Source organism: Streptomyces sp. URMC 127, from assembly GCF_051386535.1.
Classification (GTDB): domain Bacteria; phylum Actinomycetota; class Actinomycetes; order Streptomycetales; family Streptomycetaceae; genus Streptomyces.
Window position 1 is genome coordinate 1 of the sequence record NZ_JBPQTW010000056.1, and the last position, 20,902, is coordinate 20,902.

Consider the following 20,902-nt stretch of genomic DNA (forward strand, 5'->3'; position numbering starts at 1 on the left):
CGGTCTCGGTGAGGTCGGCCATACGGGAAGTCTAGGGGGGTCCGCCGACACCGGCCGGGGCCTGTGGATAACTCCCGGAGATCGTTCGGGGGTGGCTTGGAGTCCCTCGGGGGGCGCCGGGCTCCGGGCGCCCTCCTTGTTCCCGCCGCGGCGGAGGTCCGCCACTACGGCGGTGCCCGGCCCGCCGGGCCCGTACCGTCCCGCCCCGCCCCTCCGCCCGCCGCCTCTTACGCGACCTCGATCCCGTAGTCCCCCAGCAGCTCCTCCAGGCCGCCCCGGTATCCCTGCCCGCCGATCACGAAGTCCCAGTCGCCGTTCGCCCGCTTCCGGAACGACCCGAGCACGAGCGCCGTCTCCCCCGCCCGGCCGTCGGACACCTCCAGCTGTCCCAGCTCCGCCCCCGCCGCGTCCGCCAGCCGGATCCGGGCGTCCGTGAAGCCCGCGAGGTCGGCGTCCGGGTTCGCCTCCGGGTCGACCGCGGCGACGAGCACGAGGCGGTCGGCCTCCGCCGGCAGCGCGTCGAAGGCCACGCGGACCGCCGCCCTGTCCCCGCGCGGCGGCTCCACCGTGCGCACGGCCCCGTCCGGCGTGGCGGGGTTGTTGAAGAAGACGAAGTGATCGTCGCTGAGCACGCGGGTGCCCCGGCAGACCAGGGCGCACACGTCGAGGGCGACCGTCCCGGACCACGACATCCCGAGGACGTTGTGGTCGCCCGGCTCGTCCGGGGCGGCTGCCGCCGGCGTCTGCTGCCCCGCGCGGCCTCCCGTGCCGCCGCCCAGGCGCCCCCGCAGCCCGTGCCGCCCCAGCAGCCCCACCAGCTCCTCGCCCGAGACGAGGGTGAGCGGTTTGCCGTTCGCGAAGGCGTACGAGCCGGGGCCGAAGCCGGAGGTCGTGACCAGCACGCCCTTGTTGGCCCCGGCGCCCTGCACCGTGCCGTACAGGTCCCGGACCGCCGTCGGCGGGACCGTCTTGCGGTACCGCTTCACCTGCACGATGATCCGGCCGCCGCTGATCGGGTCGGGGTCCAGCGCCTCGACGTCCACGCCGCCGTCGTTGGAGCGGGTGGTCATCACGGCCTGCATGCCCCGCGCGCGGAACAGCTGGGCGACCAGCGCCTCGAACTCGACCGGGTCCATCTCGTACAGGTCGGGGTCCTCGCCGCCCCCGTGCGAGACCACACTGCGCCCGACGTCGGCCGGCATCCGGCCCGGCCGCACGGCGGCGAGCTGGTCGGGCCGGGCGGACAGCAGCCCGCCGAGCCCGTCGGTGAGGCAGTCCACCGCGCTGACCTGCTCCAGGTGCAGCCCGGCGAAGACGGAGCGGGAGACCGTGGCCGAGGCCAGGACGATCTGGGCGCGGCGGCCCGTGGCCGGGTCGTGGTCGTCGACGAAGCCGTTGACCACGACGGACTCCAGCACCCCCGAGCCGTCCGCCGCGAAGAGGTCGCGCAGCACCAGCAGCACGCACTGGGCCAGCACGTCCCGGTACACGGCCCGGCGCTGCGCCGCCGGCCGCGCCGTCTCCTTCTCCTCGTCGGCGGTCGGCATGTACCGCACGGCCTTGGCCTCCGGCACGATGTCGTAGCCGGGCAGCTCCCACAGCAGCACCAGCTGCCGGGCCGCCGGGTCGTAGGCGGCCGACACCTGGTGCGGGAACTCGGCGGGCCAGGCGGAGGAGGCGTACAGGGCGGCCGAGAAGTAGTCGACCACGGCGTCGGGATCCCCGGCGCGCAGCGCCGTGAGCATCTCCTCCACGCCCGCGTTGTGCTCGCGCACCTCGGCCAGCTGCGCGGCCGCCCACTGCTCGTACTGCCGCCGGTACGCCCCCAGTTGCTGCAGCCGCGCGGCCTCGGCGGCCTGTGCGGCCCGCAGGTCGTGCTCGTACTGCTCGCGGCCGCGGCCCGGGCCGAAGCCCCAGCCGCCCTGCGCCTGGTACAGGGCCGGGTCCGGCATCGGCACGGGCTGGCCCAGGTGTCCCGGATGGAACGGCTCCACCGTCTCGGGCCTGCGCAGCGCCGCCGTGGAGAACGCCGGCACCCGGCACCCCGCCACCAGCAGCCCCGTCAGCTCCGCGACGCGGGCCTCCAGCTCCTCCGTGCGCCTCCGGGCCTCGGCCTCGCGGCGCTGCCGGTAGGCGGCGCGCTGCTCCCGGTCGGCCCGCGCGGCCTCGCGCGCCGCGGCGCGCTCCCGCCGCTCCTGCTCCCGCTGGAACTGCACCCGCTCCCGGTGCTCGGCCTCCTGGCGGCGCTGCTGCTGACGCTGCGCCTCGGCCCAGATCCCTATCAGTCCACTGGAGCGGCTCATGCCGACACTTTAGTCATTTAGTAAGTGTTATCCGTGCTCCGGGTCCGGCTTCTGTGCAGGTGAGGTGACGGAGCGTCGGTCGGAGCGGGCTGTCAGCCGTACGAGTGATTTCGCCGGCGTGTCGAGTTGCCGGTGCGGCTTTCCGGGGAGCTTGCACTCAGGGGAACGTTCGCAGGCAACAGCAAGCAACAGGCGGGTGGGACAGCTGATGGCGACCACGACAGCATCCGACTCCGAGCAGCACCCGGTGCGCTTCTGGGCCGTGGAAGACCTCCGCGGGCTCGACTTCGACCCGTTCATGGCCGAGCGGCTCCGCGACGAGCCCGTCTCCCGGGTCAAGCTCCCGCACGGCGAGGGCCACGCCTGGCTCGTCACGCGCTACGAGGACGTCAAGTTCGTCACTTCCGACCCGCGGTTCAGCCGCCAGGCCGTGCTCGGCCGCCCCATCACGCGGCTGGCTCCCCACTTCATCCCGCTCGACGAGGCGGTGGGCTTCGCCGACCCGCCCGAGCACACCCGGCTACGCAAGGCCGTGGCGCGCTCCTTCACGCCCGCCAGCCTCGAACGGCTCCGGCCCCGCGCCGAGCGGGTGGCCGGCGAGCTCCTCGACGCCATGGAGCGCGAAGGCCCCCCGGCCGACCTGATGCGGCACCTGAACGGACCCCTGCCGCTCGCCGTCATCAGCGACCTGATGGGCGTCCCCGACGAGCACCTGCCGCGCATGGCGCACTGGACGGAGGTCCTGCTGTCGGCGGGCCACGGGCGGGAAGCCAGCGACCGGGCCAAGACGGAGATGGCCGCCTACTTCGTGGAGATGCTGGAGCGCAAGCAGGCGGAGCCCGGCCCCGACCTCGCGAGCGAGCTGGCCGCCTCCGTCGCCAAGGGCGACCTCAGCCGCGAGGAGGCCGTCGCCATCGCCCTGCTGATCCAGGCCAGCGCCGCCCACGCCGTGCGCAACAACAGCAGCAACATGGTCTACGCCCTGCTCACCCACCCCCAGCACCTGGAGCGGCTGCGCCGCGAGCCCGCGCTGCTGCCGCAGGCCATCGAGGAGCTGCTGCGCTACATCCCGCACCGCAACGCCGTCGGCCTCGGCCGCATCGCCATGGAGGACGTCGAGGTGGGCGGCGTGCTCATCCGGGCCGGCGACGTGGTCCACTCCTCGTACCTCACGGCCAACCGCGACCCGTCGGTGTTCGACCACCCCGACGAGCTCGACTTCGACCGCAAGCACAATCCGCACCTGTCCTTCGGCCACGGCCCGCACTTCTGCCTCGGCTCGATGCTCGCCCGCCTGGAGTCCGAGGTCATCCTCACCTCGCTGATCAACCGGTTCCCGGACCTGCGCCTCGCCGAGCCCGTCGAGAAGATCCGGTGGCAGCGAAGCGCGCTCATCCGGGGACCGGAACACCTTCCGGTCGCGTGGTGAGCCCGATGAACCAGCCCGCGCACCCGGCCGGGGAGTCCTGCCCGGCGGCCGCCGGCCGGACGCCGGGGGAGACCGTCCACGACTGGCCGGTCGACCACCTGCCCGGTCTCGCCTTCGACCCCCTCATGCACCGCCTGCTGCGCGAGGAGCCGCTCGCCCGGATCCGGCTGCGCTTCGGCGAGGGCGACGCCTGGCTGGCCACCCGCTACGAGGACGTGAAGACGGTCGCCGCCGACCCCCGCATGAGCCGCGCCCTCACCGTCGACCGGCCGGTCACCAGCATGACGCCGCACGTCGTGGCCCCGGCCGGCGGCGTCGGCCGCACCGACCCGCCCGACCACACCCGTATCCGCCGCCACGTCGCCCTCACCTTCGGCCGCAAGCGCGTCGCCGCCCTACGCCCGCGCGCCGAGGAGCTGGCCGACCAGATGCTCTCCCGCATGGCGGAGCACGGCGCCCCCGCCGACCTCACCGAGTGGCTCACCGGCCCCCTGCCCGCCCAGCTCATCGGCGAGCTCCTCGGCGTCCCGCCCCACGACCTCGACCGGCTGCAGAACTGGCGCAGCGTCATCCTCTCCAGCAACCACTCCGAGCAGGAGAGCAACGCCGTCAAGGGCGAGATCGCCGGCTACTTCAAGGCCATGGCCGCCCACCGCCGCGAGCGCCCTGGCGACGACCTGTTCAGCGCCCTGGTCGAGGCCCAGAAGGAGGGCGGCCTCAGCATGCCGGAGCTGATCTCGCTCGCGGTGATGCTCGTCCTCAACGGCATGGACGCCGTCCGCAACCAGGTCTCCAACATGGTCTACGCCCTGCTCACCCACCCCGAGCAGCTGGCCCGCCTGCGCGCCGAACCGGCCCTGCTCCCACAGGCGGTGGAGGAGCTCCTGCGCTACATCCCGCACCGCAACGGCGTCGGCCTGCCCCGTATCGCCACCGAGGACCTGCAGGTCGGCGACGTGACGATCCGCGGCGGCGAAGTCGTCTACGTCTCCTACCTCGCCGCCAACCGCGACCCTTCCGTCTTCACCGACCCCGACCGCCTCGACCTCACCCGCGACGAGGCGCCCAACCTGTCCTTCGGCCACGGCCCGCACTACTGCGTCGGCGCGCTGATCACCAGGATGGAGGCCGAGGTCATGCTCACCGCCCTCCTGAACCGCTTCCCCCACCTGCGGCTCGCCGTCCCCGAATCCGAAATGCGCTGGCGCCGCGGCTCCATCAACCGCGGCCCGGAGTCCCTGCCGGTCGCCTGGTAGCAGCCCCCGCCCGGCCTTGCCGATCCGGCTCAGACCGGGATTCCGCCGGTCAGTTCTTCAGAGAGCTCCTTGGAGAGCTCGTGCGAAAGCTCCTCGCGGCTTCCCGCCGAGAACTCCTCGCCGATGAGCTGTGCCAGCAGCGCCAGCTGCGGGGTCGCCCGGTCCGTGCGCCAGATCAGGGCCATCTGCGAGGGCTCGTCGAGGCCGTCGATCGCGAGGTAGCGCACGTCGCTGCGGGTGATGCGCTCGGCGAGGGGGCGGCAGACCAGCATGGCGTGGTCGCCGGCCGCCACGAGAACGAGGCCCTCCTGGAGGGTGGTGATCCCCGTGCTCGAACGAATGAGTGCTCCTGCGGGGGTGGAGAGCGGCACGCGGGCGGCCATCCAGTAGTCCGGGGCGTCTCCGGTCGGGCGGAGGATGTCCAGGTGCGCCAGTTCCTCCACGTGCACGCGGCCGGCGGCGGCCAAGGGGTGGGAGGAGGCGACGGCGAGCAGCCGGTCCTGTGGCGGGAACCGGAAACCGACCGTGAGGGCCGCGTCCCTGACCGGGAGCTCTACCACGGCGGCGTCCAGCCGTCCTTCGAGCACGGCCGAGAAGGGCGAGCCCAGGGGGATCTCGCTCATCAGCGTCGTCACCTCGTGGTCGGCGCGCAGACGACGGGAAGCCTCGGTGACCTCTTCGTAGACACTGCCGCTGAAGCCGATACGCAACTGGCACAGCGCGCCGCGCCTGGCTCGCTCATGGGCCTGGGCGAAGACGGTGAGCAGCGTCTCGTAGGCAGGGCGCACCTCGTCGACGAACTGCGCGCCGAACCTGGTCAGTCCGACGCGTCGGCTGGTGCGTTCGACGAGCCGCACGCCGATCCGTCGTTCGAGACCGGCGACGAGCTGGCTGACGCGGCTCTGCGAGTAGCCGAGCCGTGCGGCCGTCCGGCCGAAGTGCAACTCCTCGGCCAGGGTGAGCAAGCACTCGATCTCCTGGACCTGGACCTGGTTCATCGCGTCCCCTCCGGTGTCTCTTCCGGCAGCTCGTCGGATCAGGCGGCTCATCGATCAGGCTAGCTGATCGGTCGTTGAGGAGATCGCTGTTGTTCCCGCCCTGCCGCATTGCTTGGCTGGGAGCATGAGTTCACATACGTCGGTCGAGGGCGCGGTTTCCCCTTCGGCCCGCACCACGCCGTGGCAGTGGGTGGCGGTTGCCGTGTTGTCGTTGAGCACGTTCGTCGTCGTGACCTCGGAGATGCTGCCGGTCGGTGTGCTGACCCCCATGGCGGAGGGCCTGGGAATCAGCGCGGGCACGGCCGGGTTCAGTCTGTCGATCACCGGCCTTGTCACCGCGGTCACCGCCCCGGTCGTTCCACGCGTCGTCGGTGCGCTCGACCGGCGCGTGGTGCTGGCCGTCGCGATGGTGGTGCTGGCCGCCGGCAACGCCCTGACCACCATGGCCAATGGCTTCGGCCTGCTGTTCGTCTCCCGGATCGTCATCGGGCTGGGGATGGGAGCGGTGTGGGGCCTGGCGTCCGCCGTCGCACCGCGGCTCGTGGCGCCCCGCAATGGCACGATGGCGATCTCCCTCGCCATCGGCGGTGTCGCGGCGGCCTCGGTCATCGGGGTGCCGCTGGGCACGTTCATCGGCAACACCTTCGGCTGGCGAGCGGCGTTCGCTTCGCTGTCCGCCGCCGCCCTGCTCCTGGCCGCCGGCCTGCTGCTGGCGCTGCCCCGCCTTCCCCGCCCCGCCGCATCCACCGGTGACGAGCACGCCGGCCGGGAACCGCTGCTGCGCAACGCCCCGGTGGCCACCGGCCTGGTGCTGATCGTGTTCCTCGTCACCGCGCACTTCGCCGCCTACACCTACGTGCGCCCCGTACTCGAGGAGCGCACCGGTTCGACGCCCGGCGTCATCGCGCTCCTCCTGCTGCTCTACGGCGTCTTCGGACTGATCGGCAACTTCGCTTCCGGTGCCCTGGCGGCACGCCGCGCACGGGCCACGGTGGTGGGCTTGACGGTCGGCATCGGCGTGTCCATCACACTGCTCGCACTCTTCGGCACCATCGCGGGCGTCGCCGGCGTCAGCATCGCCCTGTGGGGCTTGACCTACGGCGGGTTGTCGGTCGCCGGTCAGATCTGGATGACGCAGTCCGCGCCGCACCGCGCCGAGCACGTCACCGGACTCTACGTGGGCGTCTTCACCGCCGCCATCGCCCTGGGCGCCTTCCTCGGCGGCATCGGTGTGGAGGCGGCCGGCATCACGCCACTGCTGTGGGGCGCTGCCGCGCTCGCGGTCGTGGCCCTCGCCGTAGGCCTCATCGCCCCCGGCCCCGCCCCTCGCCCCGCCGCCGGATCCGAACCCGCCACCGGTGCTGACTCCGCGCCGGAACTGCTCAAGACGGCCGCCGCCCCGGGGACGGGCGGGCCCCGGGAGTGAGTGAGCCGGCAGACGGGCGGACACCCCCGCGATGCGTCACCGCACGCCGCCCGTCTGCCACCGGGCCCCGACTGCTTTCGTCCACGCCGCCGTAATGCTTTGACATTAAAAATGCGGCCGACCGACCGGTTTATATGGCCCTTGCGGAAGATGTACATGGAAGTTATTGTTTCATTGTTCCGCCGTCGGTATTGGCGGCAATGGAACTGGATGTGACGTGCCGTGCGCCCGTGCGGCACGTCCACTCTGTGTGCCGTCTATCCTTGGAATCGACCACGAGGGCGTCCGGCCGTGTTACCTGTAACCCCCCGCCAAAACTGTCTGATATTGTCATCGGCAACGTTCGGCCATGCATCGGCTTGCGAGGACGTGCGGGCCTGCAGGGATATCCCGCAAAAGGTCCCGCTGCGGTTTCCGCCGCACTGTTGCCTTCTCATGGCACTGTGATGCCCGACCGTAAGGGCGCCGGGCTGCGCTAGCGCGGCTAGGGATACATCGAGCCGTCGACTTCGGCCGCACCTCTGCCTTCACGGGTGTGCGCATGTGCCCCCGCTTACGGTTGCTTTCGGGCGGCGCGCGGAAATCCCCCGCCGTCAGTATTCAATGGCGTTCCGGCCGCCTCGATCGATGAAGATCGAATTCATTCGGCCGGGCTTTTACTTCGCTGCGCCGTCTTCGGCCGTTCGGTGAGCCCGCATGCTTGCGAACGCGCGGCTCCCCTTCTCTTGAAATGCTTTCGTGCTGCCCTGCTCATTTCTGCGGCGCCACGTGGCCATTGCCTTGGATCCCATGTCAGAAACCAGGAGGTGTTGTCATGTGCGGAATATCCGGCTGGGTGGAGTACTCCGGGATCGGCCCCGACGCGCAGGCCGTTGCGGAAAAGATGAACGACGAGCTCGTGCACCGGGGCCCGGACGGAGCCGGGATGTGGTTGTCCCGCTGCGCGGTGCTGGCGCATCGTCGGCTGTCGGTGATCGATGTCGAGAACGGTGCGCAGCCGATGGTCCTGCGCGGCTCGGCGGAATCCGGTGTCCGGCTGGTGCTCACGTACAACGGCGAGTTGTACAACTACCGCGAGCTCCGCAGCGAGCTGGTCTCCCGGGGCCATGCCTTCCGCACGTCGAGCGACACCGAGGTCGTTCTCAACGCCTGGGCGGAATGGGGCCCACGCGCCGTCGAGCGATTCAACGGCATCTTCGCCTTCGCGGTCTGGGACGAGGGGGAGCAGACCCTCTGGCTGGTACGCGATCACCTGGGCGTCAAGCCGCTCCACTATCACCATGAGGGCGACCGCCTGATCTTCGGCTCGGAGGCCAAGGCGGTCCTGGCGCACCCCGACGTGCCCACGGCGATCGATGAGGACGGCTTGAGACAGCTCGTGCTGCCGTTGCTGAAGTTCCCGGGAACCAACCCCTACCGAGGGGTGTCGGAGGTGCTGCCCGGCCAGGTGCTGGAGTTCTCCGGGCGGGGCGTGCGCACCACCCGGTACTGGGACCTCCGGTCGCTCATCGTCCGGCCGGCCGAGGAGAGCGAGCTCGGCGAGGTCGCGGATGAGCTGCGCTCGCTGCTGGACGACACGGTTGCCCGGCAGACGATCTCGGACGTCCCGCTGTGCACGTTCCTCTCCGGGGGCCTGGACTCCTCCGCCATCACCGCGATCGCCAACGGCCTGCCCGGGCGGCGCGGGGTCCGTTCCTTCTCCGTGGACTTCACGGACGCGGCCGGCTCGGCCGATTCACGGTCCGCACTGGACCGCCTGCATGCGCGTGAGGCGGCGGAGTTCATCGGCTCACACCACTCGAACATCGTGCTGGACAGCTCCCTCCTCGCCGACAGCGCCGTACGGGATGCCACCGTGCGCGCGCGGGATCTGCCCAACGGCTTCGGTGACCTGGAGATGAGCCTGCTCCTGCTCTGCGGGGAAGTGCGCAAGCACGCCACCGTCGCGCTGTCCGGGGAGGCGGCGGACGAGATCCTGGGCGGCTACCGCTGGTTCCAGGAGCCCGGCGCCGTACGGGCTGACACGTTTCCCTGGATTGCCGACAGCCCCGCCCACGGCTATCTCCACCAGCGCGTTCTGAGCACGATCGACCCTCAGCTGGTCAAGCGGCTGCGCCTCGACGAGTACCTGAGTGACGAGTACGCGACCGCGCTCGGCGGGCTCGCGTTCGACCCTGCGCTGAGCAGGACGGAGCGCCGGCACCGCGAGATCATCTATCTAGCCGTCACCTACTTCCTGACCATGCTGCTGGACCGGAGCGACCGGCTGAGCATGGCCGCCGGCTTGGAGATGCGCGTCCCGTTCTGCGACCACCGGATCGTGGAGCTCGTGGTGACGCTGTCGCAGCACATCCACAACGCCGGCGGACGGGAGAAGGGGGTGTTGCGCGCCGCGGTCGGCGATCTGCTGCCGGAGAGCGTGCTCACCAGGAAGAAGTCCCCCTATCCGACCTCCCCCGACCCGGACTACTCGCGCCGGCTCGAGAAGCAGGTCGCGAGTGTCCTCGGCGACCCGCCCGAGGGGCTGCGGGACATCTTCGCCGCGCACGTGCTGGATCCCGCCCGCATCGCGGATTCGGCGCGGTCGCACGGCCTCGTCAGCAATTTCGAGGGAGAGGTCATCCTCAACTTCGCCTCGTGGCTTCGGCAGTACTCCCCGCAACTGGTCATCTAGCCGAGCCGGCATGCAAGGCGCAAGGCGCATGCAATGCGGATGCAAGGTGCTGGGAAAGCCGCCAGGAAAGGAACCAACAATGCCCTTGATGCTCGCCGGCACCGGGCCGGCAGACGGACGTCAGCCTAGGGACAAGCCGCTCCTGCTGCTCAACGCGCAATACCTGCCGTCCAGCCGGGACTGGCGCACGGACGCGGGACGCGCTGATTCCCCGTTCAGGATAGAGACCTTCGTGCGGGCGGCTCAAAGGGCTGAGGCCGTGGGTTTCGACGCCTTCTTCCAAGCCGACTTCTCGGGTGTGAACCGTGCCGCGCTCAGGGCCGGGCCGCCGCTGACGGCCTTCGAGCCGTTTCAGACCGCCGCGCTCGTCGCCGCTGCCACCACGCGGATTGCGGTGATGCCGACCGTCTCCACGCTCTACACGCACCCGTTCTCCTTCGCTCGCAGTCTCGCCAGCCTGGACCGGATATCGGCCGGACGGGCCTGGGTCAACCTCGTGTCGTCCTTTCGGCCGGGCACGGCCATCGGCATGCGGCGCGACGTTCCCCGCGAGCGGCGGCATGACCAGACCGAGGAGTTCCTGCACGTCGCCCGGGAACTGTGGGCGAGCTGGCCGCCCGCCGCGAGCGTCCCGGATCCGGCCACCGACCGCTTCGTTCGCGACGACCTCATCACGGACGTCAGCCACCACGGCGAGTTCTACGTCCAGTCGGGTCCCATCGACATGGCTCCGTACTCGGCCGCGTTCCCGTTCACGTTGCAGGCCACATCCTCACTGGCCGGCCTGCGCCTGGCGGCCCGCACCGCCGACGGCGTCTTCGCGGGTACGCCCACGCTGGGGGCGGCGCAGCACATGCGGCGCATTCTGCGGGACGAGGTTCGGCGGGCCGGCCGCCCCGAGGACAGCGTGGCCCTGCTGCCGGGCAGCTTCGTCCACCTCGCCGGCAGCCGGGAGGAAGCCGCAGCGCTGACGCGCGCACAGGCCCGCCGCGCCAGAGCCTTCGGTGGGCAACTCGCCCTCGAAGCGCTGCGCACGCGGTTTCCCGGCGTGCGTCTGGGAGCGGTGAGCCCGGCCGACCGGCTTCCTGCGGATGTGCTTCCGGAGGATCCGGACGAGGTGTTCGCGGCTCTGGGGTCGCACTATCTGCCCCTGTGGGATCTGGCCCGGGTGCCCGGCCGGACCGTGGGGGAGTTCGCGGCGGAGGCGCTCGCGCTCGGTGAGCACGCACGATTCATCGGGACGCCCGAGCAGGTGGGTGACGAACTCCGCCGCTGGTACGACGAGGGCGGCGTCGACGGGTTCCAGTTCATTCTCGGAAACGACTTCGACATGCTCTGCGAAAGCGTCGTCCCCCGGTTGCTCGGCGCCGGGGTCCATCGATAGCGAACGCGTCGGCGATCGCCGTCTCACGATTCCACTGGAATATCACGTCTCAGGGAACAGGAGAGGTAACCGCACATGACCGAACTCAACGGCACGCTGATGTCTGCCGAAGCCGCGGAGGCGGATGGAAAGCCTGCAGCCGAGGAGCGCACCGCTCTGTGGAAGCGGCGCCTTTTCGAAGCGGAGGCGGGCCTGACCCGTTTCGTGGTCGAAGCCAGAGCGGGCGCGCACATGCAGAGCCTCCTGGAGGTCAAGCACGCGATTTTCGAATCGCTCCCCGAGGACGGCGGGGAACACGAATGGAAGGCGGCGTTCTTCCGGGGGCAAGCCCTGATGGAGCAGTTCCTCGTAGGCCATTTCGGCCACGATGAACTCGCGGCATGGGCGGCTTCGAACAGCGCCATCTACGCGGCCGTCGACTCCGCTCCCAAGCACGACGCCTTCGTGCCGCTGCAGCGGCTGGACGCCCAGGCCGGGCTCTACGACTCCGACACCGAATGGGTCGAGGACGGCCCCGAACACGCGGTCCTGAACATCCGGCACTGCGCCATCTGGGACTACCGGGAGCTCGCCCGGAAGCGGGGCGTCACGATCACTCTCCAGTCCCCGTGCGAGTACTGCGTGCCCGCGGTCACCGCGATGATCACCAGCAAGGGTCTCAACGCCGCGCACGAGCTCACCGAGAACCGCACCGGCAGAGGGTGCGTCTGGACCGCCTCGCGCCAGCCCTGCCGGCCCGCCACGGGCAACCACCAGGAGTCCGAAGGATGACCGACATGACGGCACAGACGATGCCCGAGCCGACTCCCTTCACCGAGACGGACCGGGACCGCTTCCGTGAACTGCCCGCGCACCAGCAGTCCGACTGGCCCGACCGGGGCGCGCTCGACGCAGTGCTGCACGCGCTGCCGCAGCAGGACCTCGTCTCCCGCGCTTCGGTCGACGAGCTCAAGCGCGAGCTCGCCAACTTGGAGAGCGGCGGTGGGCTGGTCCTCCAACTGGGCGACTGCGTCGAGGACATCGACACCGACGTGCGGTCCGCCACCTGCGACAAGATCACCTTCTTGACGCACTTCCGGTCGCATCTCCGTGCCCGCACGGGCCGGCACGTCATCGGCGTCGGGCGCCTCGCCGGACAGTACGCCAAACCGCGCTCGCAGGACCACGAGATGGTGGACGGGACGTCCCTGCCCAGCTTCCGCGGCCCCATCGTGAACTCCCCGAGGCCGACCTTGCAGGCCCGCACTCCTTCACCGTCGCGCATCGTGCACGCGCACGCCGCCGCTCAGACTTCATACGCGACGATCGCCGACTACCACCGGTCGACCGCGAACCTCGATCCGATCTGGACGAGCCACGAGATGCTCCTCCTGGATTACGAGCTGCAGTTCCTGCGCCACGGCCCGTACGGCAACCACCTGGCGACCACCCACTGGCCGTGGGTAGGACTGCGCACCCGGCAGCTCGACGGTGCGCACATCGCCGTAGCCGCAACGCTGAGCAACCCCGTCAGCGTGAAGATCGGGCCGGATACCTCGCCGGAGGAGGCGGCGGAACTCGCGGCCAGGCTGAACCCGCACGACGAGCCCGGGAAGCTCACCTTCATCGCCCGCATGGGCCGGCAGAACGTCGCGCGGCTGAGTCCGATCCTGCGGAGCGTGCACCGGCGCGTCGAGCACGTGTGCTGGATCAGCGATCCGATGCACGGCAACACCGTCCAAGCGGCGACCGGATTCAAGACACGCCATGTCGAAGACATCATCTCCGAGCTGGAGCAGTTCCAGACCATCGTCGGCGAGGCCGGCCGGCATCCCGCCGGTCTGCACCTGGAGGCGACGCCGGAGGACGTGTACGAGTGCGCGGAGAACGCCCGCGAGCCCGGCGACCCGGCACGGTACCGGACGCTCCTGGACCCCCGGCTCAATCCCGAGCAGACGGCGCGGGTCCTGGGCCACTGGTTCGTGTGACCGCGGCACGGCCGCACAACGCCGCTCCGTACGAGTAACTCCAGAAAGGAAATCCCATGGTGCGCTCCCTCCTCGAACTCGAAGACGCCGCGACGATCGACCCCGAGGAATTCCTGCAGGCCGCGCTGCGCTGGCACTTCTCCGAGGAGACCGGATCCCGGCTGTGGCTGGACCTCGCCGGGCAGCTCGGCTTCGACCCCCTCTCCGACATTCGCTCCTTCTCGGACCTCGGAAAATTCCCGGACATCGCCGAACACTTGCGGGACAGGCCGGTCACGGACCTCATACCCAAGGGTTTGGCGCACGAGCCGGCCCCGTCCGTCTTCGAAACCGGCGGTACCACCGGCTCCCCCAAGCGCCTCATCTACACCGATCGCTGGGTGCGGCGAGCCCTTGCATGGAAGACGGCCGAGCTCCAGGAGGCGGAGTTCCCCGCCGGCGAGCCCTGGCTGGTAGCCATGCCCGCCGGCCCGCACGCCTTCGGGAACACGACCCGGCTGCAGGCGAAGGCCCTGGGATCCACCCTCCACACCGTCGACCTCGACCCGCGCTGGGTGAAGAAGCTGATCGCCTCCGGTGAGAACCCCGGCGCCTACGTGGCCCATCTGATCGACCAGATCGGCCACATCCTCCGCACGCAGAACATCGCCGCTCTGACGACCACGCCGCCCATCCTCGCGGAACTGCTCCTGCACGACGAGCTGACGGACCGGCTGCGCCGGAACCTCAAGTACCTGGCCCTGGCCGGAGCGCACCTCGACGACGACACCTACGAACTCATTGCGGACGCGCTGCCGGGCGTCCTGATCCAGAACATCTACGGCAGCACCATGGTTCTCACCACCGCGAAGCTGCGCAACCCCACCGTGCCTCCGCTCGATGCCGTCTACGAGGGCTACTCGCCCTTCGTCGTCTTCTCCGTGGTCGACCCCGGGACCGGACGGCCCGTGGCGTACGGGGAGCGGGGCCAGGTCCGCATGACGCACATCAGCAGCGGTGTGTTCATCCCCAACAACCTCGAAAGGGACTCGGCGATACGCGTGCCCTCCTCCGAGGGAACCGCCGGTGACGCCCTGAAGTCGCCGATGCCGCTGGCCGCGTTCGACGGGGAGCCGGTCATCCAGGGGGTCTACTGATGGCCGTCGCCACCGGGGAAGGCACGGTGGGCGGAGGGAAAGACGGCGTCGTCGCTCTGCCGCTGCTCACGCATCGCGGGATGCGCCGCACACGCGCCCAGGAGACCGTTTACGGCGTCGACGGCTGCCCTCTTGCTTCGCTCTCGCTCAGCCCTGATCTGCTCACCTCGCAGAGCATCCTCGCTCAGGGGCACGCCGATCCACTGCCCGCGTACGAGCGCACGAAGTGTCTGGCCGAGGCGGCGCAGCGGTATCTGGACGACGTGATCGGCGGTCTGTCGTTCGAAGAGCACTGCGCGTACGTCCGCCGGGTCAGCGGGCACAACGCACGGGTCACCGAGCAACTGAGCCGGGCCGTCGCCGCGGCCGTCGCCGAGGCGCCGGCCCGTGCCGACCGCGCCAGGCCGCTCGGCTCGCTGGGCTCGTGGCGCGAGGCGGTCGAAGGGGCCGGGAGCGGAGTGTGGACGCGGCGTGGTGAGACGCTGGCCGCCGTGCTCTCGGGTAACGCACCCACGATCCAGAGCGGCTGGCTGCAGGCCCTCGCACTCGGGTACCGCGTCGCGGTGCGGCCCTCGCGCCGTGAACCGTTCACCGCCTACCGGGTCATCGAGGCGCTCCGTGCGGCAGGGTTCCGCGACACAGATGCTGTGTACCTGCCGACCACGCACACCGGCGTACCGGTCCTCCTGCAGCGTGCCGACCTCGCGCTCGTGTACGGCGGCGACGACGTCAAGGCTCGTTACGGTGCTTCACCGACGGTCAAGGTCGGCGGCCCGGGTCGTACCAAGACACTGGTGGGGAGGGAGTACGCCGGGGCCTCCGCGCTCGGAAGCATCGCGGAATCCGTGTCGGCCCTGTCCGGTGCGGCTTGTGTGAACACGACCGCCGTGCTCGTCGAGGGTGATCACGCCCGCTTCGCCGGCGAACTCGCGGATGTGCTCCGCGGAAGGGCCGGTGAGCGCCAGGTCACGGCGCAGCATCTCGGGCCCCGTGTCTCACGCGAGTCGGCCGAGGCGCTGATGGGGTTCCTGCGGCGCAGCGCGTCCCGTGCGCGCGCGCTGATCCCCCTCGAGGACGTGGCGACACCGCATCCGGACGGGGGCGTCGTGCTCGGGCCCGCGGTGTTCACCGTAGAGGACCCCCATGACAGCCTCCTCGCCATGGAGCTGCCGTTCCCGTGCGTCTGGGTGGCGCCCTGGACGCGGGACGACGGCATCGCCCCGCTGCGCGACTCCCTGGTCGTCAACGCGATGACCGACGACACCGGCCTCATCGATGAGTTGGTGCACGAGCCGAGCATCACGAACGTCTACGTGGACGTGCCGACCGTGCACAGCGACGGCAACCTTCCGCACGAGGGCTATCTCGGAGACTTCCTCATGCGGAACAAGGCCGTCGTGAGCTCCGGCGCCCGGAGGCCCGGCACGCACGCGCCAGCGTCCTGACGCGGCACCGAACGCCCTTCTGCCACGGAGCCGGGACCGGCGCGGCCCCCGCGCCCGGTCCCGGCTGCGGGCCCCGCCCCCCGTTCCCGCGCCACGTGTGCGGGAGCCTCACCCCCTGAAGGAGCACCACATGCAGCAGCGCACCCTCGGCCCGTCCGGTCTCTCCGTATCCGCGATAGGGCTGGGCTGCATGGGCATGTCGGTCTGCTACGGCCCGCGGGACGAGGCCGCTGCCGTCGAGACGATCCGGCGCGCGCTCGACACCGGCGTCACCTTCCTCGACACCGCGGACGCCTACGGCAACGGCCACAACGAGGAGCTCGTGGGCCGTGCGGTGAAGGGCCGTCGGCACGAGGCCGTCATCGCCACCAAGTTCGGCATCCGGTCCCTGACCGGCGGACCGGAGGGCGGGCCCGTGATCGACTCCACGCCCGAGTACGCACGCGAGGCGTGCGACGCCTCGCTCCGCCGGCTGGGCACCGACCACATCGACCTGTACTACCTGCACCGGCGCAATCCCGGCACCCCCGTCGAGGAGACCATGGGGGCCCTTGCCGAGCTGGTGCGGGCAGGCAAGGTCCGTCACGTCGGGCTCTCCGAGGTCAGCCCGGACACCCTGCGCCGGGCTCACGCCGTCCACCCCGTCACGGCCCTCCAGAGCGAATACTCCCTGTGGGAGCGGGGGCTGGAGGACGAGCTCCTGCCCACGGCCCGGGAGCTGGGCATCGGGATCGTCCCCTACGCGCCGGTCGGGCGGGGATTCCTCACCGGCGCCCTGACCTCGCTCGACCAGCTGGCGGACGACGACTACCGCCGCAACGACCCCCGCTTCCAGGGCGAGCACCTCGTCCGGAACCTCGCGCTGGTCGAGCGGGTCCGCGCGATGGCCGCGCGGATCGGCTGCACCCCGGTCCAGCTGGCGCTCGCCTGGTTGCTCTCCCGGGGCGAGGACATCGTGCCCATCCCCGGCACCAAGCGCATCAGTTACCTGACGGAGAACACGCGGGCGGCCGAGGTGTCGCTGTCCGGGCCGGAGTGTCGTGAGCTGGAAGAGGCGATCTCGCGGCACGCGGTCTCCGGAGCCCGCTACGCCGAGCCCGCGATGCGTCTGCTCAACACCTGAACCGCCCGGCAGCCGCTCGTACGCTGCGGGGCCCAGCTCACGCAAACGGCCCCGGACACGAGGTCCGAGGCCTTGACCGAAGGAGGCGCTTCCCCGGGAGATCCGGGGAAGCGCGATCCTGCGAAGTGCCCCCGGGCAGATTCGAACTGCCGACACCCGCTTTAGGAGAGCGGTGCTCTATCCCCTGAGCTACGGAGGCGGGGTAGCCGCCAGTGTAGCGGGTGGTGGGGCGGCGGGGTCAGGGGCTCAGAGGCTCCAGGACAGGGTGTGGTCCGAGGTGGCCAGGGCCGCGAGGACGATCAGGTCGGCGGCGCCCAGGGTCAGGCCGAGGAGGGCGCGGCCGCGGCGGGTCGTGCCGCGGGCGAGGGCCAGCGTCGCGAGGACGAGGGCGAGCGGGCCCAGGACGATGTTGAAGACCAGGAGTCCCGCCAGGCCGAGGACGAAGGAGGCTACGGCCATGCCGTCGGCCTCGCGGAGCGCGGGCGGGGTCTGCGGCGCCGGCTCGGCGGTGGGACGGGGTGCGGGCCGTTGCTCGGCTTGCTTCGTGGGCTCCGTGCGCTCCGAGCGCTTCGTCTGCTCCGCGCGCTCCGTGCGCTTCGTCAGGGTCGTCGGCGTCATTTCAGTGCTCCCTCCTGCGCTCGCGGACGGCGAAGACCAGCAGCCACAGGGCGATCGCCGTGGCCGCCGGGATCAGCACCGGGAGCGTGAGGTGGGCGGCGGCGCCCACGAGGACTCCCAGCAGGAGCACGGCCGCCACTAGGAAGATCATGTCCTTCCCCTTCTTGGGTGAACAGTTGGAATGACAGTTGTTCACTGAAATCCAGCGTAGCGCGCCTGGCGTCCCGTGGCAAACAGTTGTTTACTGAATCCATGACCAGCAGCACCCCCGCCGGCCTCGGCGTCCGCCAGGCCCAGAAGCTGAAGACCCGTCAGGCGCTCCTCGATGCCGCGCTGAAGCTGCTGGAGGAGCAGAGCCTGAGCAGCCTGGGGCTGCGGGAGGTCACCCGGGTCGTCGGGGTGGCGCCGGCCGCGTTCTACCGGCACTTCCGGGACATGGCGGAGCTCGGGGTCGCGCTCGTCGAGGAGTCGCTCGGGAGCCTGCACGTGATGATCCGGGCGGTCCTGGCGGAGCAGCAGGAGGCGGAGGAGGTCATCGACCGCAGCGTCGAGGCCGTGGCGGACCACGTACGGCTGCACCCGGCGCACGTGCGGTTCATCGCCCGGGAGCGGCACGGCGGGGTGCGGGCGGTGCGCGAGGCCATCGCGGCGGAGCTGCGGCGGTTCGGGGACGAGGTCGCCGACGCGCTCGCCGGGCAGGAGGTGTCGCGGGGCTGGAGCGCCGAGGACGTGCGGATGCTCGCCGGGCTCTACGTCGACCACCTCGTGATGACCGCCTCGGCCTTCCTCGAAGCCTCCGCCGACGACCCCGAGGAGCAGCGGGCCATCGCCGACACCGCCCGGCGGCAGCTGCGGCTGATCAGCCTCGGCCGTCGGCACTGGCGCGCGGCCTGAAGGTCCGTACCCGCACCCGCCAGTCGCCCCCGGCCGTCGCGCCGAGCACGTCGATCGTGACGCCGGGCCCCGTGTACGTCTGCCCGGCCCTGTACGGGGCGTCGCTCAGGGCCGCGTTCACGTTCAGGTCGCTCGTGTAGCAGCCCGCGCTGCCGGGCGTGGCGTCGGCGACGCGCACCGGGCCCGAGCCCGTGTACATGGTGGTGGTCACGGCGGTGATCAGGACGCCCGGGCGGCACACCACGTGGTCCAGCGGCCCGGGCGCCCGCGCCTCCAGCGTGATCGCGGTGTGCCGCGAGACGGGGATCACGGCGAGCTTGAGGCCGCCGGGGGCGGAAGTGGGCGCCAGGGCGAACGAGCGGACGCCGGGCCGGTCCAGGCAGCGCACCTGCGCCGGGGCCAGCCAGCCCAGCTTCCACTTGTGCCAGGCGAGGAAGTCCTCGGAGGGGCCCCAGTCCTCGTCCATCGGGTCCCAGTGCCCCACCGGCGTCTTCTGCAGGGCGGCGCCGCGGCCCGTGTAGTAGAGGTCGGGCAGGCCGAAGCTGTGGGCGTTCTCGTGGTTGAGGACGCGGAAGGCGCTGTCGCCCGTCTGGCGGCTCCAGATGAACGACACGTTCTTGAAGGACGTGTCCTCGGCGGTCGTCAGCCCGGTGGGGGTGCCGGCGAAGGTCACCGACCGCACGTCCTCGGTGGCCGGCGGGCCCGCGTCCGGCGTGACCAGCACGTTGATCAGGTCGTAGCGCCGGAAGTCGACGGTGTCGTCCACCGCGTCGAGGATCTCCGCCGACAGCGCGCCGTAGCCGTCGCCGGTGCTCGCGTCGAAGGGCGTGCCGCGCTCGATCCGGTACGCGCGGTACGGGCGGGACATCCGGATCCAGCGCAGGACGGGCGTGGAGCGGTAGTCGAGCCGCCCGTACGAGCTGGCCCGGTAGTAGTCGGCGACGGCCGGGAAGAACTCGGCGTAGCGCTCCTGCGGGGTGACCGTGGCCGGGACGTCGGGAAAGTCGATCAGGAAGGTGATCGCACGCACGACGCCGCTGGAGGGCGCGTAGCCGGGCGGCGTGAGCGGGGCCTCGGAGACGTTGTCGGTGGCGCCGGGCAGGGCGCACGGGCCGGAGGGCGGCCGCGCCCCGGTGTCCGGGAGGGCCGGCGGGGCGCCCTGCGCGCCCGCCCCGACGCCCGGCCCCGTGCGGCCCGCGGGCACCGGTGAGGTCATGGCGAGCGTGGTCGCGGCCAGGACCACGATGGCCAGCGTCTTCACGACCACGATGGCCGGCGTCTTCATGCCGGGTGCCTCCCAGGGGCGGGGGATGCCTCCCAGGGGCGGCCGCCGCGCCGCCCTCTGTGATCACCCTCCGCCGCCGGGCCCCGGCGCGCTCCCCGGACTGCGGCAGACGGGGCATCCGCGCCGCATCCGCCCCCCATCCGCCCTCTCCGGGCAAACGTGAGGCGTGTCACGTCCCATCGGCGAAATATCCGGGGAGCTCCTCCCCGTTTACCCCTCGTCCGAGCGAAACGGGGAATCCCTCCCCGGTTGCTTTAAAGCCCCCTCCATCCCGTCTCCGAAGGAGTAAAGGCCGTGGTCACCGCGCACCCGCCGCGCCTCCGCGCCGACGCCCTGCGCAACCGCGAGCGGATCATCGCCGCCGCGCGCGAGGCGCTCGTCGAACACGGGGCCGAGAGCTCCCTCGATGAAATCGCTCGACGGGCCGGGGTCGGCAATGCCACGCTGTACCGGCACTTCGCGGACCGCCGCGAGCTGATCCACCATGTCACCCTCTCCGTCATGGCCCGCCTCGCGGACCGGGCCGAGGCGGCACGAGCTGAGGAGCCCGATGCTTTCCGATCGCTGAGGCGGTTCGTCCACGCCGCCGCGGACGAACGCGTCGGTGCGCTCTGCACGTTGCTGGAAGAGGGCATGGACCCCGGTCACCCCGAGCTGGTGGCCGCGCGCGACCGCCTCGACGAGCAGATCGAGCGGCTCATGGCCGACGCCCGCGCGTCCGGGCAGCTGCGCGAGGACATCGCGGTCGGTGATCTCATGGTCGCCGTCACGCAGTTGACCCGGCCGCTGCCGGGCAAGGGCTGCGCGGTCTTCGACCAGTTCGTCCACCGGCACCTGCAGCTGTTCCTCGACGGCCTGATGACTCCGGCCCGGTCCGAACTCTCCGGTTCCGCCGTGACCTTGGAGGAGCTGCGCCGTCAGAAGGGCTGCACGGCCCCGGGGCGCGCCACGGACACCGCCGAGG

The 20,902-nt window shown here is 71.2% G+C and carries 16 protein-coding genes, 1 tRNA gene and 1 pseudogene; 12 read left to right on the forward strand and 6 right to left on the reverse strand.

The window, feature by feature from the left end; translation table 11 throughout:
- Positions 1-227 precede the first annotated feature (227 nt).
- A complete protein-coding gene (locus ACSNOH_RS14770) occupies positions 228-2,303 on the reverse strand; it encodes a restriction endonuclease (RefSeq protein ID WP_436721772.1) in 2,076 nt (691 codons plus the stop codon).
- A gap of 208 nt (positions 2,304-2,511) precedes the next feature.
- Between ACSNOH_RS14770 and ACSNOH_RS14775 the strand changes: the two genes are divergently transcribed.
- Both ACSNOH_RS14775 and ACSNOH_RS14780 read left to right on the forward strand, forming a co-directional pair.
- The gene (locus ACSNOH_RS14775) at positions 2,512-3,732 is read left to right on the forward strand and encodes a cytochrome P450 (RefSeq protein ID WP_436721773.1); all 1,221 of its coding nucleotides are present in this window, start codon (positions 2,512-2,514) and stop codon (positions 3,730-3,732) included.
- A 5-nt stretch (positions 3,733-3,737) separates the two neighbouring features.
- On the forward strand, positions 3,738-4,988 hold the full coding sequence (locus ACSNOH_RS14780; RefSeq protein WP_436721774.1) for a cytochrome P450: 1,251 nt from the start codon (positions 3,738-3,740) through the stop codon (positions 4,986-4,988).
- 29 nt (positions 4,989-5,017) lie between these two features.
- Here the strand turns inward: ACSNOH_RS14780 and ACSNOH_RS14785 are convergent, their stop codons facing one another.
- Positions 5,018-5,986 (reverse strand): LysR family transcriptional regulator, encoded by a 969-nt coding sequence (locus ACSNOH_RS14785; protein WP_436721775.1) that lies wholly within the window; start codon positions 5,984-5,986, stop codon positions 5,018-5,020.
- A 124-nt stretch (positions 5,987-6,110) separates the two neighbouring features.
- Here ACSNOH_RS14785 and ACSNOH_RS14790 point away from each other — a divergent pair, with 124 nt between their 5' ends.
- The 8 genes from ACSNOH_RS14790 to ACSNOH_RS14825 all read left to right on the forward strand — a co-directional run bounded on the left by ACSNOH_RS14790 (position 6,111) and on the right by ACSNOH_RS14825 (position 17,141).
- Positions 6,111-7,412 (forward strand): MFS transporter, encoded by a 1,302-nt coding sequence (locus tag ACSNOH_RS14790; protein WP_436721776.1) that lies wholly within the window; start codon positions 6,111-6,113, stop codon positions 7,410-7,412.
- An 814-nt stretch (positions 7,413-8,226) separates the two neighbouring features.
- The gene (gene asnB, locus ACSNOH_RS14795) at positions 8,227-10,086 is read left to right on the forward strand and encodes an asparagine synthase (glutamine-hydrolyzing) (protein ID WP_436721777.1); all 1,860 of its coding nucleotides are present in this window, start codon (positions 8,227-8,229) and stop codon (positions 10,084-10,086) included.
- A 79-nt stretch (positions 10,087-10,165) separates the two neighbouring features.
- On the forward strand, positions 10,166-11,470 hold the full coding sequence (locus ACSNOH_RS14800) for an LLM class flavin-dependent oxidoreductase (protein WP_436721778.1): 1,305 nt from the start codon (positions 10,166-10,168) through the stop codon (positions 11,468-11,470).
- Between the two features lie 75 nt (positions 11,471-11,545).
- Positions 11,546-12,241, forward strand: a complete 696-nt coding sequence (locus ACSNOH_RS14805) for a hypothetical protein (RefSeq protein WP_436721779.1) — start codon at positions 11,546-11,548, stop codon at positions 12,239-12,241.
- Positions 12,238-13,437 (forward strand): 3-deoxy-7-phosphoheptulonate synthase, encoded by a 1,200-nt coding sequence (locus tag ACSNOH_RS14810; protein WP_436721780.1) that lies wholly within the window; start codon positions 12,238-12,240, stop codon positions 13,435-13,437. Before ACSNOH_RS14805 ends, ACSNOH_RS14810 begins: the two co-directional genes overlap by 4 nt.
- A gap of 56 nt (positions 13,438-13,493) precedes the next feature.
- Positions 13,494-14,573 carry an AMP-binding protein gene (locus tag ACSNOH_RS14815; protein ID WP_436721781.1) on the forward strand — a complete coding sequence of 360 codons (1,080 nt, stop codon included), beginning with the start codon at positions 13,494-13,496 and terminating at the stop codon, positions 14,571-14,573.
- Complete coding sequence (locus ACSNOH_RS14820) at positions 14,573-16,018, forward strand: aldehyde dehydrogenase family protein (protein WP_436721782.1); 1,446 nt, start codon at positions 14,573-14,575, stop codon at positions 16,016-16,018. The genes ACSNOH_RS14815 and ACSNOH_RS14820 overlap by 1 nt, the downstream gene beginning before the upstream one ends.
- A 130-nt stretch (positions 16,019-16,148) precedes the next feature.
- A complete protein-coding gene (locus ACSNOH_RS14825) occupies positions 16,149-17,141 on the forward strand; it encodes an aldo/keto reductase (RefSeq protein ID WP_436721783.1) in 993 nt (330 codons plus the stop codon).
- A gap of 126 nt (positions 17,142-17,267) precedes the next feature.
- On the opposite strand, the gene ACSNOH_RS14830 is transcribed toward ACSNOH_RS14825, so the two are convergent.
- The 3 genes from ACSNOH_RS14830 to ACSNOH_RS14840 form a co-directional block, all read right to left on the reverse strand.
- Positions 17,268-17,340, reverse strand: a tRNA-Arg gene (locus ACSNOH_RS14830).
- A 47-nt stretch (positions 17,341-17,387) separates the two neighbouring features.
- A complete protein-coding gene (locus ACSNOH_RS14835; RefSeq protein ID WP_436721784.1) occupies positions 17,388-17,759 on the reverse strand; it encodes a hypothetical protein in 372 nt (123 codons plus the stop codon).
- A gap of 1 nt (position 17,760) precedes the next feature.
- A complete protein-coding gene (locus ACSNOH_RS14840; protein ID WP_436721785.1) occupies positions 17,761-17,910 on the reverse strand; it encodes a hypothetical protein in 150 nt (49 codons plus the stop codon).
- A gap of 101 nt (positions 17,911-18,011) precedes the next feature.
- Between ACSNOH_RS14840 and ACSNOH_RS14845 the strand changes: the two genes are divergently transcribed.
- Entirely contained in the window at positions 18,012-18,653 is a 642-nt protein-coding gene (locus ACSNOH_RS14845) for a TetR family transcriptional regulator (RefSeq protein ID WP_436721786.1), read from the forward strand.
- On the opposite strand, the gene ACSNOH_RS14850 is transcribed toward ACSNOH_RS14845, so the two are convergent.
- Complete coding sequence (locus ACSNOH_RS14850; protein WP_436721787.1) at positions 18,619-19,938, reverse strand: M6 family metalloprotease domain-containing protein; 1,320 nt, start codon at positions 19,936-19,938, stop codon at positions 18,619-18,621. The two genes, ACSNOH_RS14845 and ACSNOH_RS14850, sit on opposite strands and share 35 nt — an antisense overlap.
- A gap of 294 nt (positions 19,939-20,232) precedes the next feature.
- Between ACSNOH_RS14850 and ACSNOH_RS14855 the strand changes: the two are divergent.
- Positions 20,233-20,859 (forward strand): annotated as a pseudogene (locus ACSNOH_RS14855) (TetR/AcrR family transcriptional regulator); the annotation flags it as partial.
- Positions 20,860-20,902: the final 43 nt, after the last annotated feature.

Bases quoted from the DNA above. Each gene is read 5' to 3' on its own strand.
- ACSNOH_RS14770 (WP_436721772.1), bottom strand. From the start codon at position 2,303: ATGAGCCGCTCCAGTGGACTGATAGGGATCTGGGCCGAGGCGCAGCGT.
- ACSNOH_RS14775 (WP_436721773.1), top strand. From the start codon at position 2,512: ATGGCGACCACGACAGCATCCGACTCCGAGCAGCACCCGGTGCGCTTC.
- ACSNOH_RS14780 (WP_436721774.1), top strand. From the start codon at position 3,738: ATGAACCAGCCCGCGCACCCGGCCGGGGAGTCCTGCCCGGCGGCCGCC.
- ACSNOH_RS14785 (WP_436721775.1), bottom strand. From the start codon at position 5,986: ATGAACCAGGTCCAGGTCCAGGAGATCGAGTGCTTGCTCACCCTGGCC.
- ACSNOH_RS14790 (WP_436721776.1), top strand. From the start codon at position 6,111: ATGAGTTCACATACGTCGGTCGAGGGCGCGGTTTCCCCTTCGGCCCGC.
- asnB (WP_436721777.1), top strand. From the start codon at position 8,227: ATGTGCGGAATATCCGGCTGGGTGGAGTACTCCGGGATCGGCCCCGAC.
- ACSNOH_RS14800 (WP_436721778.1), top strand. From the start codon at position 10,166: ATGCCCTTGATGCTCGCCGGCACCGGGCCGGCAGACGGACGTCAGCCT.
- ACSNOH_RS14805 (WP_436721779.1), top strand. From the start codon at position 11,546: ATGACCGAACTCAACGGCACGCTGATGTCTGCCGAAGCCGCGGAGGCG.
- ACSNOH_RS14810 (WP_436721780.1), top strand. From the start codon at position 12,238: ATGACCGACATGACGGCACAGACGATGCCCGAGCCGACTCCCTTCACC.
- ACSNOH_RS14815 (WP_436721781.1), top strand. From the start codon at position 13,494: ATGGTGCGCTCCCTCCTCGAACTCGAAGACGCCGCGACGATCGACCCC.
- ACSNOH_RS14820 (WP_436721782.1), top strand. From the start codon at position 14,573: ATGGCCGTCGCCACCGGGGAAGGCACGGTGGGCGGAGGGAAAGACGGC.
- ACSNOH_RS14825 (WP_436721783.1), top strand. From the start codon at position 16,149: ATGCAGCAGCGCACCCTCGGCCCGTCCGGTCTCTCCGTATCCGCGATA.
- ACSNOH_RS14835 (WP_436721784.1), bottom strand. From the start codon at position 17,759: ATGACGCCGACGACCCTGACGAAGCGCACGGAGCGCGCGGAGCAGACG.
- ACSNOH_RS14840 (WP_436721785.1), bottom strand. From the start codon at position 17,910: ATGATCTTCCTAGTGGCGGCCGTGCTCCTGCTGGGAGTCCTCGTGGGC.
- ACSNOH_RS14845 (WP_436721786.1), top strand. From the start codon at position 18,012: ATGACCAGCAGCACCCCCGCCGGCCTCGGCGTCCGCCAGGCCCAGAAG.
- ACSNOH_RS14850 (WP_436721787.1), bottom strand. From the start codon at position 19,938: ATGAAGACGCCGGCCATCGTGGTCGTGAAGACGCTGGCCATCGTGGTC.